15 protein-coding genes are annotated in these 16,139 nt (G+C 62.7%); 6 read left to right on the top strand and 9 right to left on the bottom strand.

Annotated features, from left to right (window positions below):
• Positions 1 to 153: 153 nt before the first annotated feature.
• Complete coding sequence (ggt, locus tag ACW9IB_RS23080; RefSeq protein WP_457415645.1) at positions 154 to 1,878, top strand: gamma-glutamyltransferase; 1,725 nt, start codon at positions 154 to 156, stop codon at positions 1,876 to 1,878.
• On the opposite strand, the gene ACW9IB_RS23075 is transcribed toward ggt, so the two are convergent.
• From ACW9IB_RS23075 to ACW9IB_RS23060, 4 genes are all read right to left on the bottom strand, one after another.
• Positions 1,872 to 3,002, bottom strand: coding sequence for an FAD-dependent oxidoreductase (locus ACW9IB_RS23075; protein ID WP_457367586.1), 1,131 nt, complete (start codon positions 3,000 to 3,002; stop codon positions 1,872 to 1,874). The genes ggt and ACW9IB_RS23075 overlap by 7 nt on opposite strands.
• Positions 2,999 to 3,532, bottom strand: a complete 534-nt coding sequence (locus tag ACW9IB_RS23070; protein WP_457415656.1) for an AAA family ATPase — start codon at positions 3,530 to 3,532, stop codon at positions 2,999 to 3,001. The genes ACW9IB_RS23075 and ACW9IB_RS23070 overlap by 4 nt, the downstream gene beginning before the upstream one ends.
• Positions 3,529 to 4,092: a nicotinamide riboside transporter PnuC gene (pnuC, locus tag ACW9IB_RS23065; RefSeq protein WP_457367587.1), complete on the bottom strand. Its 564-nt coding sequence runs from the start codon at positions 4,090 to 4,092 to the stop codon at positions 3,529 to 3,531. Before pnuC ends, ACW9IB_RS23070 begins: the two co-directional genes overlap by 4 nt.
• A 497-nt stretch (positions 4,093 to 4,589) precedes the next feature.
• Complete coding sequence (locus tag ACW9IB_RS23060; protein ID WP_457366296.1) at positions 4,590 to 6,224, bottom strand: methyl-accepting chemotaxis protein; 1,635 nt, start codon at positions 6,222 to 6,224, stop codon at positions 4,590 to 4,592.
• A 209-nt stretch (positions 6,225 to 6,433) separates the two neighbouring features.
• On the opposite strand from ACW9IB_RS23060, the gene ACW9IB_RS23055 reads away from it, so the two are divergent.
• Complete coding sequence (locus ACW9IB_RS23055; protein ID WP_457366295.1) at positions 6,434 to 7,264, top strand: undecaprenyl-diphosphate phosphatase; 831 nt, start codon at positions 6,434 to 6,436, stop codon at positions 7,262 to 7,264.
• The gene (locus ACW9IB_RS23050) at positions 7,261 to 7,644 is read left to right on the top strand and encodes a DUF1294 domain-containing protein (RefSeq protein ID WP_457415644.1); all 384 of its coding nucleotides are present in this window, start codon (positions 7,261 to 7,263) and stop codon (positions 7,642 to 7,644) included. Before ACW9IB_RS23055 ends, ACW9IB_RS23050 begins: the two co-directional genes overlap by 4 nt.
• Here ACW9IB_RS23050 and ACW9IB_RS23045 read toward each other — a convergent pair.
• The 3 genes from ACW9IB_RS23045 to ACW9IB_RS23035 all read right to left on the bottom strand — a co-directional run bounded on the left by ACW9IB_RS23045 (position 7,633) and on the right by ACW9IB_RS23035 (position 10,405).
• Complete coding sequence (locus ACW9IB_RS23045; protein ID WP_457415643.1) at positions 7,633 to 7,989, bottom strand: MmcQ/YjbR family DNA-binding protein; 357 nt, start codon at positions 7,987 to 7,989, stop codon at positions 7,633 to 7,635. The genes ACW9IB_RS23050 and ACW9IB_RS23045 overlap by 12 nt on opposite strands.
• Entirely contained in the window at positions 7,986 to 8,894 is a 909-nt protein-coding gene (locus tag ACW9IB_RS23040) for a LysR substrate-binding domain-containing protein (RefSeq protein ID WP_457415642.1), read from the bottom strand. Before ACW9IB_RS23040 ends, ACW9IB_RS23045 begins: the two co-directional genes overlap by 4 nt.
• 131 nt (positions 8,895 to 9,025) lie before the next feature.
• Positions 9,026 to 10,405, bottom strand: a complete 1,380-nt coding sequence (locus ACW9IB_RS23035) for an NAD-dependent succinate-semialdehyde dehydrogenase (protein WP_457415641.1) — start codon at positions 10,403 to 10,405, stop codon at positions 9,026 to 9,028.
• Positions 10,406 to 10,562: 157 nt separating this feature from the next.
• Between ACW9IB_RS23035 and ACW9IB_RS23030 the strand changes: the two genes are divergently transcribed.
• A complete protein-coding gene (locus ACW9IB_RS23030; RefSeq protein ID WP_457366290.1) occupies positions 10,563 to 11,489 on the top strand; it encodes an AraC family transcriptional regulator N-terminal domain-containing protein in 927 nt (308 codons plus the stop codon).
• On the opposite strand, the gene ACW9IB_RS23025 is transcribed toward ACW9IB_RS23030, so the two are convergent.
• Positions 11,455 to 12,645: an MFS transporter gene (locus ACW9IB_RS23025; protein WP_457415640.1), complete on the bottom strand. Its 1,191-nt coding sequence runs from the start codon at positions 12,643 to 12,645 to the stop codon at positions 11,455 to 11,457. The genes ACW9IB_RS23030 and ACW9IB_RS23025 overlap by 35 nt on opposite strands.
• 230 nt (positions 12,646 to 12,875) lie before the next feature.
• Here ACW9IB_RS23025 and ACW9IB_RS23020 point away from each other — a divergent pair, with 230 nt between their 5' ends.
• Positions 12,876 to 13,487, top strand: a complete 612-nt coding sequence (locus ACW9IB_RS23020) for an FMN-dependent NADH-azoreductase (protein ID WP_457366288.1) — start codon at positions 12,876 to 12,878, stop codon at positions 13,485 to 13,487.
• Positions 13,488 to 13,715: 228 nt separating this feature from the next.
• Positions 13,716 to 14,753: an alpha/beta hydrolase family protein gene (locus tag ACW9IB_RS23015; RefSeq protein WP_457366287.1), complete on the top strand. Its 1,038-nt coding sequence runs from the start codon at positions 13,716 to 13,718 to the stop codon at positions 14,751 to 14,753.
• Here ACW9IB_RS23015 and ACW9IB_RS23010 read toward each other — a convergent pair.
• Complete coding sequence (locus ACW9IB_RS23010; RefSeq protein WP_457366286.1) at positions 14,747 to 15,922, bottom strand: MFS transporter; 1,176 nt, start codon at positions 15,920 to 15,922, stop codon at positions 14,747 to 14,749. The two genes, ACW9IB_RS23015 and ACW9IB_RS23010, sit on opposite strands and share 7 nt — an antisense overlap.
• Between the last annotated feature and the right edge of the window lie 217 nt (positions 15,923 to 16,139).

Here is a 16,139-nt window from a genome sequence, read left to right as displayed (position 1 = left end):
TGCCTTGCGAGACAGTCAGGGCGCGGAATATAGCATGGGCATATTTTTGCCCGTTCCGTGACCGACAAGTTCTGTAATAAAAACGCCATTACGCTGGGGAATGGATCCAGGAAGGGCTATTTTGGTGCATCTCAATAACCAGAGTAGCCATGGATGAAATACCAACCCTTCAGTCGTACCTTGATTGCCACTGCCCTGGTGTTGACGGTCAGCGGCGTGCAAGCAGCGTCCCAGGCCCCGGTGGCGGGTGAAAATGGCATGGTGGTGACGGCCCAGCATCTGGCCACCCACGTGGGCGTGGATGTACTCAAGGCCGGCGGCAACGCGGTCGATGCAGCGGTGGCCGTGGGCTACGCGCTGGCGGTGGTCTACCCGGCAGCGGGCAACCTGGGCGGCGGCGGTTTCATGACCGTGCAACTGGCCGACGGGCGCAAGACCTTCCTCGATTTCCGCGAAAAAGCCCCATTGGCGGCCACCGCCGACATGTACCTGGACAAGGACGGCAAGGTCATCGACGGCCTCAGCGCCAAGGGCCATTTGGCCGTGGGCGTGCCCGGCACCGTTTCCGGCATGGAACTGGCCCTGAGCAAGTACGGCACGCTCAAGCGTGCCCAGGTGATTGCCCCGGCGATCAAGCTGGCAGAAAACGGCTTCGCCCTGGAGCAGGGTGATATCGACCTGCTGCACACCGCCACCGGCGAGTTCGAAAAAGACAAGGACATGCGTGCGATCTTCCTGCACAACGGCCAGCCGATGCAGGTGGGCCAGAAGCTGGTGCAGAAAGACCTGGCCAAGACCCTCAAGGAGATCTCGGCCAAAGGCAGCGACGGCTTCTATAAAGGCTGGGTCGCCAAGGCTCTGGTGGATTCCAGCCAGGCCGGCAAGGGCATCATTACCCAGGCGGACCTCGACAAGTACAAGACCCGCGAGCTGGCGCCCATCGAGTGCGACTACCGTGGCTACCACGTCGTCTCGGCGCCGCCTCCAAGCTCCGGCGGCGTGGTGATTTGCCAGATCATGAACATCCTCGAAGGCTATCCGATGGCCGACCTGGGTTATCACTCGGCCCAGGGCCTGCACTATCAGATCGAAGCCATGCGCCACGCCTACGTGGACCGTAACAGCTACCTTGGCGACCCGGACTTCGTGAAGAACCCCATCGCCCACCTGCTGGACAAGGACTACGCGGCGAAGCTGCGCGCCGCCATCGAACCGCAGAAGGCCGGTGATTCCCAGGCGATCAAGCCCGGCGTGTCGCCCCATGAAGGCAACAACACCACCCACTATTCCATCGTCGACAAGTGGGGCAACGCGGTCTCGGTCACCTACACCCTCAATGACTGGTTCGGTGCCGGCGTGATGGCGAGCAAGACCGGGGTGATCCTCAACGATGAAATGGACGACTTCACCGTCAAGGTCGGCGTGCCGAACATGTACGGCCTGGTCCAGGGCGAAGCCAACGCCATCGCCCCGGGCAAGGCGCCGCTGTCGTCGATGAGCCCGACCATCGTGACCAAGGATGGCAAGGCCGTGATGGTGGTCGGTACGCCCGGTGGCAGCCGCATCATCACTGCGACGTTGCTGACCATCCTGAATGTCATCGACTACAAGATGAACATTCAGGAGGCCGTGGACGCGCCGCGTTTCCACCAGCAATGGATGCCGGAAACCACCAACCTGGAGACCTTCGCGGTCAGCCCCGACACCCAGAAAATCCTCGAAAGCTGGGGCCACAAGTTCGCCGGCCCGCAGGACGCCAACCACTTGGCGGCGATCCTGGTGGGCGCACCGTCCCTGGGTGGCAAGCCGGTGGGTAACAACCGCTTCTACGGCGCGAACGACCCGCGTCGCAACACCGGTCTGTCGCTGGGCTACTGAGGCGTGAGGTGGTGATGCAGGTGGGCCAGGGACAGCGCCAGGCTGTCATGGGATAACTGGGTGGCGGCGCCTTCGGCGCTGCCCTGGGCCGCTGGCATCACCCGCTCGAACATGTGGTTTTCATACGCCTGCACGGCTTTCGAGGCGTCAGGCGTTTCCATGAGCTGTTGCGCCAGCTCGGCGGCATCCAGCATCGCCGCGTTCACCCCCTCGCCACCGAACGGCGACATGAGGTGGGCCGCATCACCGATCAACGTCAATCCCGGACGGTGGGACCAGCGATGGCCCACGGGCAGGGCGTGGATGTGCCTGCACATCAGGGTCGGATGGGCAGCGTCGAACAACGCGAGAATGTCCGGGTGCCAGCCTTCGAAGTGCGCTTTCAATGAGGTGGCGTCGGACACGTCGATATGCGTCGCAGCCCAGTCCGTCGGCACGCGGAAGATCGCATAACCGCGCAAATGAGCATTGGCGTTGCGCTGCACGATGATCGACCGGGCTTCACCGGCCACTTGCAGCGTGCCGCGACCGACCAGGCGCGCAACCTGTGGGTGCGAACGGTCGGCGTCGTCGATGTTGAATTCGATAAAGGTCAGGCCGCTGTACTGCGGTAGGTAGCTCGACAGCAGCGGACGGATCTTCGACCAGGCACCGTCGGCACCGACCACCAGGTCGAAAGGACCATGGCTGAGGCGGCCTTGATGCAACGTCCAGCGGTTGTCGTCAGCCTGGCTGGCGTGGTCGATGCCGACGCCCCAGGTCACGCAACCCTGGGGCAGGGCGTCCAGCAAGATCTGGCGCAGTTGGGTGCGATCGACTTCCGGGCGGTCTCCCGCGTCCGGGTTCGGGTCCTCGAACAGTAAACGACCGTGATGATCCATCAAGCGCGAGCCTTGGTCTTCATAGCGGGCGATGCGTTTGAAGGCATCTTCCAGGCCGGCCTGGCGCAAGGCGAACTGGCCGGACTCCACGTGCAGATCCAGCGTGCCACCTTGCGGACGCTCCAGCGGTCCGCCTTCGCGCTCGAACACACTGACGGCCACGCCGTGATGGTGAAGGATTCGCGCCAGGGTCAAGCCGCCAGGGCCGGCGCCGACGATGGCGATATGCAGCGGGGTGGTCATGGGGTGGCCTCGGCGAGAAGTTGTTCTACAGCGTCGAACGCAAGGGCGCGACGTTCTGTCCAGTCGCCGCGAATCACCCGGACGTTCTGGTGATGCCGTTCGATCCACTCCAGGCTGCTCTGGAAAAACGTCCGGCGATCCGCCAATTCCGGCTGGCAGCGCTGGCCGTCGGCGGTCCACTCCACGTCTTCGGGGGACAGCAGCAGGTGCAGGTCGTAGTGGCGTGCCAGCAATTCGCGGTCAAGCCAGGCGGGATAGCTGCCGAACAGGGTCTGGCTCCAGAGTTTATTGGTCAGCAGGTGGGTGTCGAGCACCAGCAGCGACGGGCGCGCTACGCGGGCGGCATCTTCCCAGGCCAGTTGGCCGTGGGCGATGGCGGGTATATCGGCCAGGGTGGTGTCGCGCTGATGCAGGTCGATGAAGTGGCGCACGTATTCACCGACCATCAGCCCGCCGAAATGCGTGTGCAGTTCCGCTGCCAGCCAGCTCTTGCCGCTGGACTCGGGCCCGGCGAGTACCACCACCTTCATGCGTGCAGCGCCGGATCGGCGCGCCACTCACGCCAGCCTTGCACGGCAATCACGGTGAATAGCGCGTAGAGCGCGGCGGTGAGGTACAGGCCTTTGTAGAGGAACAGGCCGACGAAGATCACGTCGACCGCAATCCACAACGGCCAGCACTGCACGCGTTTTTGCGCCATCCACATTTGCGCCACCAGGCTGAAGCCGGTGAGGGCGGCGTCGAGCCATGGCTGGGCGGCGTCGGTCCAGTGGGCCATGGCGGCGCCCAACAACAAGCTGCCGGCCGCACCCACGGCCAGGCTAGTCATGATCGCCGGCCAGCCGAGACTGGTCACCTGGCGACCTTGCTTGACCTCGCCGGCACGGGTCCACTGCCACCAGCCGTAGAGTTGCAGGCCCGCATAGACCACTTGCAGCAGCATGTCGGAATAGAGTTTCACGTCGAAGAACACCCAGGTGTACAGCAACACCATCACCAGGCCGATGGGCCAGCACCAAGGGTTCTGTTTGACCGTCAGCCAGACGGCGATCACCCCCAAGGCGGCGGCGATCAGTTCAAGGCCGGACATGGCGGTTCCTTAGGGGAGACGAAGAGGGCGGTGATTGTAACCAAAGACGACTGACGGTTGTAGTGAGCGGGCTTGCTATGGCAGGAGGGCTTGTTGTGGTGAGCGGGCTTGTCCCGCGCTGGGCGGCGAAGCCGCCCCAATAAAAACGCCGCATCCTGTCAGCAAGAATGCGGCGTCTGGTTTCAGGGCCGCTTCGCGCCCCAGCGCAGGACAAGCCTGCTCACCACAGTGATTGTATTGAGCCAGATGGATTTGCCGGGCTTTTGTAGTGAGCGGGCTTGTCCCGCGCTGGGCGGCGAAGCCGCCCCAATGAAAACGCCACATCCTGTCAGCTAGAATGCGGCGCCTGGTTTCAGGGCCGCTTCGCGCCCCGGCGCGGGCGGTGCGACGATTCGACAAGCCTGCTCACCACAGTGGTATTTGCTCAACACCACAAAGGTATTGGCTTACCTCCACAAAAAACCGGATTGCAACAAGGAAATCGGCCCGCCGCAGCGTCAGACCTTGAACTGGCGCAACAACCCATCAAGCTGTTCGCTCAAACCGCGCAACTGGCTGCTCGCCGCGCTCGACTGTTCCGCCGCCAGCGCGGTGCTGTGGGACAACCCTGCCGCCTGGGTGACGTTCTGGTTGATGTCCTCCACCACGTGGGCCTGTTGCAGGGTGGCACTGGCGATGGAGGCGTTCAGGCCGTTGAGGTTGCGCAGGGCCTGGCCGATGGCGTTGAGGCTGGCGCCTGCCTGGCCGGCTTGTTCGATGGTCAGTTGCGAGGCGCTGTGGCTGTCGCTGATCACCTTTACCGCCGCTTCCGAGTGGCCTTGCAGCCGTTCGATCATCACCTGGATCTCGGCGGTGGACTTCTGTGTGCGCTGGGCCAGCAGGCGCACTTCATCGGCCACCACGGCAAAGCCGCGGCCCTGTTCACCGGCGCGTGCGGCTTCGATGGCGGCATTGAGGGCCAGCAGGTTGGTCTGGTCGGCAATGGAGCGGATCACTTCCAGCACTCCGCCGATCTGCGTGCTTTCGCTGGAGAGGGTGCGGATCACTTCCACGGCCTGGCTGATGGTGCCGGACAGTTGGTCGATCTGTTGCAGGCTGCCGTCGATGTTCACCTGGCCCTGTTGCGCCTGGGCCTGGGCATCACGCATTTCGCTGGCAGCCTGTTCGGCGTTTTTCGCCACGTCCTGCACGCCGTAGGTCACTTCGTTGATCGCCGTGGCTACCAGTTCCATTTGCTGAGACTGCTGCTGACTGCGGTCATGGGCCTGGGTGGCGTTGTTGCCCAGTTCCAGGGACGACTGGCCCAATGCCGTGGCGCAGACCTGCAACTGACTGACCACCTGGCGCAGCTTGGCGGTGAAACTGTTGAAATGCCGGGACAGCTGGGTGACTTCGTCCTGGCCGTGGGTGTCGAGGCTGCGGGTCAGGTCGCTTTCGCCGCTGGCGATATTGCCCATGGCATTCACCGCCGCCTGCAACGGGCGCACGATGCTGCGGGCGATCAGCGTCACCAGCAGCGCCATCACCACCGCGATGCCCAGGCCGATGAATGACGCTTTCCACACCTGGCCGTTGAACTCGGCCTGCACATCGTCGACATACACGCCAGAGCCGATGATCCAGCCCCAGGGTTCGAACAGTTGGATGTACGAGGTTTTTTCTACCGGCGCTTCGGCGCCCGGCTTCGGCCAACGATAGTTGACGATGCCAGCGCCCTTGGCCTTGGCCAGGATCACGAACTCGTTGAACACCGCAAAACCGTCCGGGTCGCGGATCGCCGAGAGGTTCTGGCCGTCGAGTTTGGGGTTGGCCGCGTGCATGATCATCACGGGCGTCAGGTCGTTGATCCAGAAATAGTCGTCATGGTCGTAGCGCAAGCCGCGCACCACGCTCAGGGCCTGCTTTTGCGCGGCTTCGCGGGTGAGTACGCCGGTCTTCTCCAGGTTCTGGTAGTAGGCCAGCACGCCGCTGGCGGTCTGCACCACATGCTGGGTCTGCTGGCGTTTGGCCTGGTAGAGATCGCCGTGGATCTGCTGGAGCATCAACAGGCCCAGGGTCAGCAGCATCAACACGGCGACTATCAGGATCAGCCAGAGGCGGCGGCTGATCGACATACTGCGCAAACTGTTCATCGTCCTGTCACTCCGTGTTTTTTATAATTGTGGGTGCTGCATCGACATTTCCGGCTTGTCTGATAGGCTTTCGGCCTGAAATCGCAAAACCTGAGTACTGCCTGATTTTTCACATGATTTTTGCAGTGCGGCGTTGATCATCAACACCGGGCCTCAGCGCGCTCGCCATCAATGAATCGTTCGAAACACGCATGACCCTTGGGAGAAACATGGATATTTGGACCGCCATTCAGGCATTGATACTGGGCGTTGTGGAAGGGCTGACCGAGTTTCTGCCGATCTCCAGCACCGGCCACCAGATCATCGTCGCCGATTTGCTTGATTTCACCGGCGATCGCTTCAACGCTTTCAATATCATCATTCAGCTGGGCGCGATCCTGGCGGTGGTCTGGGAATTTCGGCGCAAGATCATCGACGTGGTCATCGGTTTGCCGACCCAGCGCAAGGCTCAGCGGTTTACCGTCAATCTGCTGATCGCGTTCCTGCCGGCGGTGGTGCTGGGGGTGATCTTCGCCGACGTGATCCACCATTACCTGTTCAACCCGATCACCGTGGCCACTGCGCTGGTGGTGGGCGGCATCATCATGCTGTGGGCCGAGCGTCGCGAGCATACGGTGCATGCCGAAACCGTCGATGACATTACTTGGAAAGATGCGCTCAAGGTCGGCCTGGCCCAGTGCCTGGCGATGATCCCGGGCACCTCGCGTTCCGGCTCGACCATTATCGGCGGCCTGCTGTTCGGCCTGTCGCGCAAGACCGCCACCGAGTTTTCGTTCTTCCTGGCGATGCCGACCATGGTGGGTGCGGCGGTGTACTCGGGCTACAAGTACCGTGACCTGTTCCAGCCATCCGACCTGCCGGTGTTCGTGATCGGCTTCGTCACCTCGTTTATCTTCGCCATGATCGCGGTCAAGGGCTTGCTCAAGTTTATCGCCAGCCACAGCTATGCGGCGTTCGCCTGGTACCGGATTGCGTTCGGCCTGCTGATCCTGGCCACCTGGCAGTTCGGCTGGATCGACTGGGCGGCGGCCAAGGCATGAGTATTCAGCACCCGCGGCTGAAGCTCGCGCTGTTTGTGCTGCTGTGCGCGGCGCCGCTGTTGGGCTCGGCGTTGCTCTGGCATCGCGGCGAAACGCTGATCCCGCTGGCGGCCTACGGGGTGGTCAGCGTCGTGGCGTTTCTGATGTACTGGAACGACAAGCGCAAGGCCCAGACCGAAGGCCGCCGCACCCCGGAAAACATCCTGCACGCCGTCGAGCTGGCAGGCGGCTGGCCGGGCGCATTGATCGCTCAGCAAGTGTTCCGGCACAAGACACGCAAGGTGTCGTATCAAGTGCTGTTCTGGGTGATCGTGCTGTTGCACCAAGTGTTCTGGCTCGACCAGCTGTTTCTCGGCGGTACGCTGCTGTCAGTCCTCTAACAGCAACCTGATTTGCGTGCGCTTGGGCAGCTTGCTCACCACCAATTGGTGGGAGCGCTGCAACAGGCCACGCAGTTCCTCGGCGCCCAGCGGGTAGGGCGTGTTCATGATCACCCACTGCGCCCGTGCCAGATAAGGCGCCGGGTGGATGCCAGGGCGGTCCACGTGGCCGAGGAACAGCTCCTTGTCGACCTTGAACGCCAGCGAGTCGCCGCGCAGGCCCTGCAAGGCGAACATCTTGTTGCCGGCAATCGAGAACACGCGCACGCCGCCCCATTTGTAGTCTTCCCGGGCACCGGGCAGGCTCAGGCAGAAGGCGGCGACCTGGGCTTCGGTCAGGCTCATAACAGGCGATCTCCACAGCCTTTGAAGGCTTCTTCCAGGTAGTCGATCCACGCGCGAATGGCCGGCAGCACACCACGGCGATGCGGGTAGACTGCTTGCAGCCAACCACCCGGCAAGGACCATTCGGGCAACAGTTGCACCAGCTCGCCACTGGCCAAGTCGTCTTCGCAGTACAGCATCGGCAGTACGGTAAAACCCAGGCCCCTGAGGGCGCAGGTTTTACGCACGATGAAATCGTCGATCCCCAGGCGCGCCTCCATCGACAGGTCCACGGCGTTGCCTTGGGTGTCCAGCAGACGCAGGTGCACCAGGCGATCGGCCTCCAGGGCGCCAAGCATCGGCAGTTGCTTGAGGTCGTCGAGGGTCTGCACGGGGCGCCCCTTGAGGAATTCCGGGCTGGCCACCAGGATGGTCTGCGCCGGCCGCAGGCGTTTGGTCACCAGCAACGGGTCTTCGTCACCGGACTCACGTACCCGCAGGGCCACGTCGATGCCCTCGGCCACCAGATCGACGCGCCGGTTGACCAGGGTCATCTCCAATTGCACGTGAGGGTGGGCGGCAAGGAAGTCGGCGACCATGTTCGGCAGCATGTGCTGGGCCATGCCCACCGGACAGCTGACCCGCAGCCGTCCGCGCGGTTCGCTGGACATGCTGGCGACGGCCTCATCGGCCATTTCCGCTTCCAGCAGCATGGCCTGGCAGTGGCGCAGGTAACGCTCGCCGACGGCGGTGAGCGTCAACTGTCGCGTGGTGCGTTGCAGCAGGCGTGCGCCCAGGCGCTCTTCCAGCTCGGCGATGCGGCGCGACAATCGTGACTTGGGAATGCCCAGCAGGCGGCCGGCCGCGGCGAAACCGCCGGCTTCGACCACCTTGGCGAAATAGTAGAGGTCGTTGAGGTCTTGCATGGTTGCATCTCAAAAAACGTAGGCGCGAACGGGCGCGCGAAAGACCCTAACGATAACGCAGCGCGCAGGGTTTATCGCAGCGTTATCGGGTTTTTCACGCGCCCGTTCGCACCTGCCGATTAGTGAGGTGCTTAGAACTGCGCGCCGGCCATCAGCACATATTTCACATGCACGTACTCTTCGATGCCGTAGTAACTGCCTTCACGGCCATAACCGGACTGCTTGATGCCGCCAAACGGGACCGATGCGGTGCCCACCGAGCCCGAGTTGAGGATCACCATGCCGGCTTCCAACTGGCGCGACAGGCGCAGCGAGCGGCCCAGGGCGCTGGTGTAGGCGTACGCCACCAGGCCGACTTCGGTCTGATTGGCGCGGGCGATCACTTCCGCTTCGTCCTTGAACGAATAGATGGCGAACACCGGGCCGAAGATCTCCTGGGTGGCCAACGGTGAATCATCGGTCAGCCCTGTCAGCACGGTGGGCTCATAGAACAGACCACCCCTGGCGTGGGGTTTGCCGCCCATCAGCACCGTGGCGCCGGCGGCCCGGGCCTGTTCCACCAGGCTTGCAACCTTGTCGAAGCCCATTTGATTGACCAGAGGTCCCACCACAAAGTCTTCACGCTGGCCCTGATCCACCTCGATATTGGCCACGGCGTGTTTCACGCGCTTGATGAAGTCTTCAAGGATGCTGTGCTGCACAAAGATCCGGTTCGGCGAAATGCACACCTGGCCGGAATTGCGCAGCTTGGCGCTGACCAGGCCTTTGACCGCTTCCTCGATGTTGGCGTCCTGGAACACGATAAAGGGCGCGTTGCCCCCCAATTCCAGGGTCATTTTCTTGATGGTCGCCGCGCATTGCGCCGCCAGCAACTTGCCAACACCGGTGGAGCCGGTGAACGAGATCTTGCGGATGCGTGGGTCGCTGGTGAGGATCTGGCCGATTTCCTTCGGATCACCCACCACCACTTCCAGAACGCCGGGCCCGATGCCGGCCTTGCGTGCGTATTCCAGCAGTTTGAAGGCGGTAAGTGGCGTGTCTTCGGCGGGTTTGATCACCATGGTGCAGCCGGCGGCCAGGGCCGTGGCCACTTTGCGGGTGATCATCATGAACGGGAAGTTCCAGGGCGTGATGGCCGCGACCGGGCCGATGGCTTCCTTGGTCACCACCACGTTGGCGTTGCGGTCGTGGGTGGGGATGGTGTCGCCGTACACGCGCTTGGCTTCTTCGGCGTACCACTCGATGAAGCCCAGGCCGTAATCGATTTCGCCACGGGCTTCGCTGAGGCATTTGCCGTTTTCGCGGCAGAGCAGTTCGGCGAAGGCTTCCTTGTCGGCTTTGACGCTGTCGTGCCAGCGTCGCAGGATATCGCTGCGCTCCTTGGCGAGTTTGCCGGACCATTCGGGGAAGGCGGCGCAGGTGCGGTCGACGGCCGCCTTGACGTCGCTGGCGGTATTGAAGGCGACGCGGTCGATTTCTTCGCCGGTGGCGGGGTTGTAGACGATAAGCATGGGAAAGTCTCCGTGGGCTGAAAGTGCTGTTTCAGGCTACGGAAGACGGGCGTTCCGGCGAATATCCATTCCAATGTGCTGATTGCCTATTCCTATGAGCACGTAGCAGCAGGTACTTTTGCGCGGTACCGTGCCGTTTTCGCAGGAGCCACGAACCATGGGCCGTACCGAACGAATCATCGAATTGATGGGCCGCCTGGCGCCTGTCGAAGGCTATAACCTCACGGCATTGGACGATGTGCGCTTCCTGCGCTCCAACCGCCCATTGCACCGGGTGCCGGTGCTGTACGACCCGGGCATCGTGATCGTCTGTCAGGGGAGCAAGCGCGGCTACCTGGGTGACGAGACTTACTTGTACGACGCCCAGCATTACCTGGTGGTGTCGGTGCCGGTGCCGTTCACCATGGAGACCGAGGCCAGCGAAGCCGAGCCGATGCTGGCGGTGTACCTGCGGCTGGATTTCACCCTGGCGGCGGAACTGATGGTGGCGCTGGATGACTTCCCCGAATTGGCCGAGGCACGGCCTCGGGGCATGTATTCCTCGCCGATGGATGACAAGCTCAGTGAGTCACTGTTGCGCTTCCTGGAGGCCATGAGCGTGCCGATGGACGCGCAGATCCTCGGGCCGACGCTGATGCGCGAGATCTATTACCGGATCATCACCGGCGAACAGGGCGGTTCGATGCGTGCCGCGCTCAATCGTCAGGGGCAGTTCGGCAAGGTGGCGCGGGCGATTCGCAAGATTCACGGCTGCTATCACCAGCACCTCGACGTGGAAGAACTGGCGCGGGAGGCGATGATGAGTGTGCCGAGTTTCCATGCGCACTTTCGCACGGTCACCGACACTTCGCCGATGCAGTACCTCAAATCCACACGCCTGCACCAGGCGCGCCTGCTGATGCTGCGCAGCGACATCACCGCCGCCACGGCCTGCATGAAAGTGGGCTATGAAAGCGCCTCGCAGTTCAGTCGCGAGTTCAAGCGCTTCTTCGGGCGTACGCCTCAGGAAGAGATCCAGTGGATGAAGCGTACCTATGCGTTGCCCGCACCTACGACGTCGTCGATTTACGTGTCATCCCACTGAGCAGGGTGATCAGCAACGCGGTACCGGCAAAGGCGACGCCGGCCAGTGCCTGGCCCTGCCAGCCGAAATGCTCGGAGGCAAAGGCGCCCGACGCCGAACCCAAGGCGCCGCCGATGAAGTAGACCACCATGAACACCGTGTTCAGGCGGCTGGTGGCCGAAGGTTCCAGGGCCAGCACGCGGGTCTGGTTGGCCAGTTGGTTGATACGGTTGCCCAGGTCCAGGAAGGTTGCAGCCACCAGGAGCGGCAGCCACCAGCCTCGCGGGCCGAAGGCAAAGATCAGCACGAACGCCACCAGCACGGTGCCGATACCCACCCATTCCAACAGTTGGCGGTGGCGTCGGGTCTGGTCGCCGATGGTGGAGGCGCAGAGAATGCCGACGATGGCCGAGAGCCCCAGCAACCCTGCCTGGGCGCTGGAGAATCCGTAGGGCGGTGCGGCCAGCAGCGCCGCCATCGAACCCCAGAACACGTTGAGTGCGCCAAACACCAGGCCGGCCTTGAGCGCTGACTGACGCAGGGTCGGGTACTGCGTCGCCAGGCCCCACAGTGACTTGAGCAAGGCGCCGTAGGCCAGCTTGCTGGTGGACACCGAAACCGGCATGCGCGTCAGAATCGCCAGGAACAGCAGCACATCCAGTGCCGCCGCCACGGCGAACATGCCGCGCCAGCCGAGCCAGCCACTGACCACGCCGCTGACCGTACGGGCGAGCAGGCCGCCGGCAGACAGGCCGCTGACCATCAGGCCAAGCACCGCGCCTTTTTGCAGGGGATCACTGAGGTCGGACGCCGCTGGAATGATCACCTGGGCACTGATGCCGGACAGGCCCAGCAGCACGCTGGCTACCAGCAGCAGGGAATAGGAGGGCGCCGTGGCCGACGCCAGCAAACTGATGAAGTTGAGGCACAGCACGGCGAGGATCAGCGTGCGCCGACTGATGCGGTCGCCCAATGGCACGAACAGCAACAGTCCGCAGGCGTAGCCGAGCTGGGTCAACATCGCGATCTGCCCGACATGGGCGGTGGAGACATCGAACGTATTGGCGATCAGCGGCAACATCGCCTGGTTGTAGTAGATCGTTGCCACGGAAAATCCGCAGCAGATGGCGAGGATCAGCGTCAGGCCCTTGGTCAGGGCGGGGGAGTGTGGGGGCATGGTGCGCTCGAAGGCTGTCGGTTCTGCGGCGAGGATGAAGCGAACCGCAGGTGAAATCCAGCGTCTCATAGGATTGGGCAATAACCCGGCACGATCCGTACAGGCTGAGCTAACATTGTCCCACCAGCGGGACAAATAATCGCATTTGAGCCCTCTAATCGACGATTGATGCTGCCTGTAGCATTAGCCTCACTTGATCGCCTTGCCGCGATCCTCACTTGGAGAACCGCATGAAACTGTTGCATATCGATTCCAGCATCCTCGGCGACAACTCGGCTTCCCGTCAGCTCAGCGCTGGCGTGGTCAAGGCCTGGCAAGCGGCGCAACCGAGTGTGGAAGTGACCTACCGCGACCTGGCGGCCGAAGACATCAGCCACTTTTCCGGCCTGACCCTGGGTGCCCTGGGCACTGCAGCCGAGCTGCGTGATGCGGTGCAGAAGCACGAAGCCGAACTGAGCGCAAAATCGTTGGCCGAGTTCATCGCCGCTGACGCCGTGGTGATCGGTGCGCCGATGTACAACTTTTCGGTGCCGTCCCAGCTCAAGGCGTGGATTGACCGCATCGCCGTTGCCGGTCAGACCTTCCGCTACAGCGAAGCCGGCCCGGAAGGCCTGTGCGGTGGCAAGAAGCTGATCATCGTCTCCACCGCCGGCGGCCTGCATGCCGGTCAACCGAGCAATGTGGGTCACGAAGATTACCTGAAGCTGATGTTTGGCTTCCTGGGCATCACCGACATTGAATTCGTTCGCGCCCAGGGCCTGGCCTACGGTGAAGAAGTGCGCAACAAGTCCCTGAACGACGCCAACGTAGTCATCAACGAACAATTGTTCAACGCCGCGTAAGGCTTGTGTAAATTTCGCCGCTGCCCGGTTTCAATCTGAAGCCGGGCGCCTAAACTCTGTAGTCTGATCACCTGAAAGTGATCGGAGTGCGGAGTTTTTTCGTTTACCCGCTGTCTTTACCTTGGCCCAGGTTATGCACGCATGGGTTTATCACCCGGTGCGAGCGCCCAGACCATGGACTTTTCCCATAGACATGCCGGCTTTTACGCAGCAAAGGTGGACATCCTCATGATGCGTCTTTGTGCAGTTGTGGTTCTTTTCCTGCTCGGTGGCCTGATTTCAGTGCAGGCCGCACCCGCGCCGCACCCGCACTGGAGCGTGGGTTTTCATCGCATGATGTTCCTCGACCCGCTCGACCTGCAGCCGATGAAAGCCATCGCGTTCTACCCGTCCACCGATGTCGGTCACACCACCCAACTGGGCGCCTACCACGTCGCCGCCACCGAAGATGCCAAGGTCGCCATTGGCCGCTTCCCCATGCTGATGCTGTCCCACGGCAACACCGGTACGCCACTGGCCCTGCATGATCTGGCCACATCCCTGGCGCGCAAGGGGTTTGTGGTGGTGGCGGTGCTGCACCCCGGTGACAACTACAAGGATCACAGCCGCCTGGGCACGGTGAGCAACCTGTATGGGCGGCCTATCCAGATTTCCGAAGCCATCACCGCCACGCTGGGCGACCCGATGCTGTCGCCGTTCGTCAACGTCGATCAGGTCGGTGTCATTGGCTATTCGGCCGGAGGCGAAACCGCGTTGATCCTGGCCGGCGCCAAGCCTGACTTCGACCGGTTGCGCCGCTATTGCCAGGAGCGTCCGGAGGACCGCGATGCCTGCACCACCAAGGGCGAGCTGGTGGTGGACCGTGACGACCTGCAGCCACAATCCGACCCGCGCATCCACGCGCTGATGCTGATGGCGCCATTGAGCCTGATGTTCGGACGTCACACCCTGGCCGACGTGCATGTGCCGGTGCTGCTTTATAGCGGTGACGGCGACAAACTGGTGGCGGTAGACAAGAACGCTGCGGCGCTGGCGCGCAAGCTGCCGGAACCGCCGGATTTCAAATTGCTGGCGGGGGCCGGGCACTTCGTGTTCATGGCGCCGTGCGACAGTGATCAGTTGATCGCGATGCCGGCGATCTGCACCGATGCCGATGGTGTTGATCGCGAGGGCATCCACCGTGATCTCGTGTCTGAAGCCGGGCGTTTCTTCAGCCACAGTCTGGGTCAATCCACCCGTGCCGGGTTGCAGACCGCCGATCAGTAGGCGCGGCGTTTGAGCAGCATCGTCAGGCTCAGTGCCGCGACGGATAACAGCGCAGCACAGAAAAAGATCCAGCCATAGCCGAGGTTCAGCGCCACGGCGCCCATCAACGGTCCGGCAATCGCCAGGGCCAGGTCAAAAAACACCGCATACGCACTCAATCCGGCACCCCGGCTGCTGTTGGGCACCTGCTTGATCGCTTCCACACCCAGTGCCGGATAGACCAGCGACAAACCAAAACCGGTCAGCCCGGCACCGATCAACGCGACGCCGGTGGAGGGTGCCAGCCACAGCAGGGTCAGGCCGAGGGTTTCGATGCTCATGCAGGCAATCGCCGCGCGGAAACCGCCAAAGCGGCTGATGGCCGAGATGAATACCAGCCGCGACAGGATAAAACACACGCCGAATACCGTGAGGCAGTAGGCCGCGCCGGCCCAGCCCCGATTGAGGTAGTAGAGGGTAATGAAAGTGGTGAGGGTGCCGTAGCCGATGGAGGCCAGGCACAGGCTGGTGCCGAACGGTGCGATGCGACCGAACACCGCCCAGAACGGCAAGCGTTCGCCACGCACCACCGGCACCGACGGTTTGTTGCGGATCAGCACCAGCCCCAAAGCGGCCAGCACTGACAGCGCAATGCCAAGGCTGGTGTAGCCGTACTCGGCGACCATCACCACGCCGAGTGGTGCGCCAATGGCGATGGCACCATAGGATGCAATGCCGTTCCACGAAATCGAGCGCGCGGTGTGTTCGGCGCCGACCTGGCCCATGCACCAACTGATGGTGCCGACGCCGATCAGCCCCTGGGCCACGCCCAGCAGCAAGCGCCCGACGATCAGAATGCCCAGGCTCAGTGTCGGCAGGCTTTGCACCAGCGTGGCGAAAAACGTCAATACGCCGCTGATCAGGATGCCGGCCAGGCCCAACACGATGGCGCGCTTGGTGCCCACGTTGTCCGACATGCGCCCGGCCATGGGGCGGCTGAGCAGGGTAGCGAGGTATTGCGAACCGATGGTCACGCCGGCCACTACCGCGCTGAAGCCCAGTTGCTCATGCACATAGCCAGGGATCACCGCGATCGGCAGGCCGATGCAGATAAAGGCGATGAAGGTGTAGAAGACGATGGAGACGATCTGCAGGGTGATCGACAGGGAGCTGGGGGTGGCGGCAGGCATGGGCACTCGTTCGCGGGCGGGCGGTGAGGGCATCATGGCAAGGGCTCGAGGGAAAAGAAAGCAGGCTAACTACTTTATCTGATGAGCAGGTCTGTCTTGGACAACCTGGTTGTTGTGGTGAGCAGGCTTGTCGAATCGTCGCACCGCCTGTACCGGGCTGCGCAGCGGCCCTGAAATCAAACACCGCGGTCTGCCTGGCAGATCGCGGTGTTTTTTA

It is taken from the genome of Pseudomonas sp. SDO524_S393 (assembly GCF_054071875.1).
This window is presented reverse-complemented; position numbering and strand designations above follow the sequence as displayed.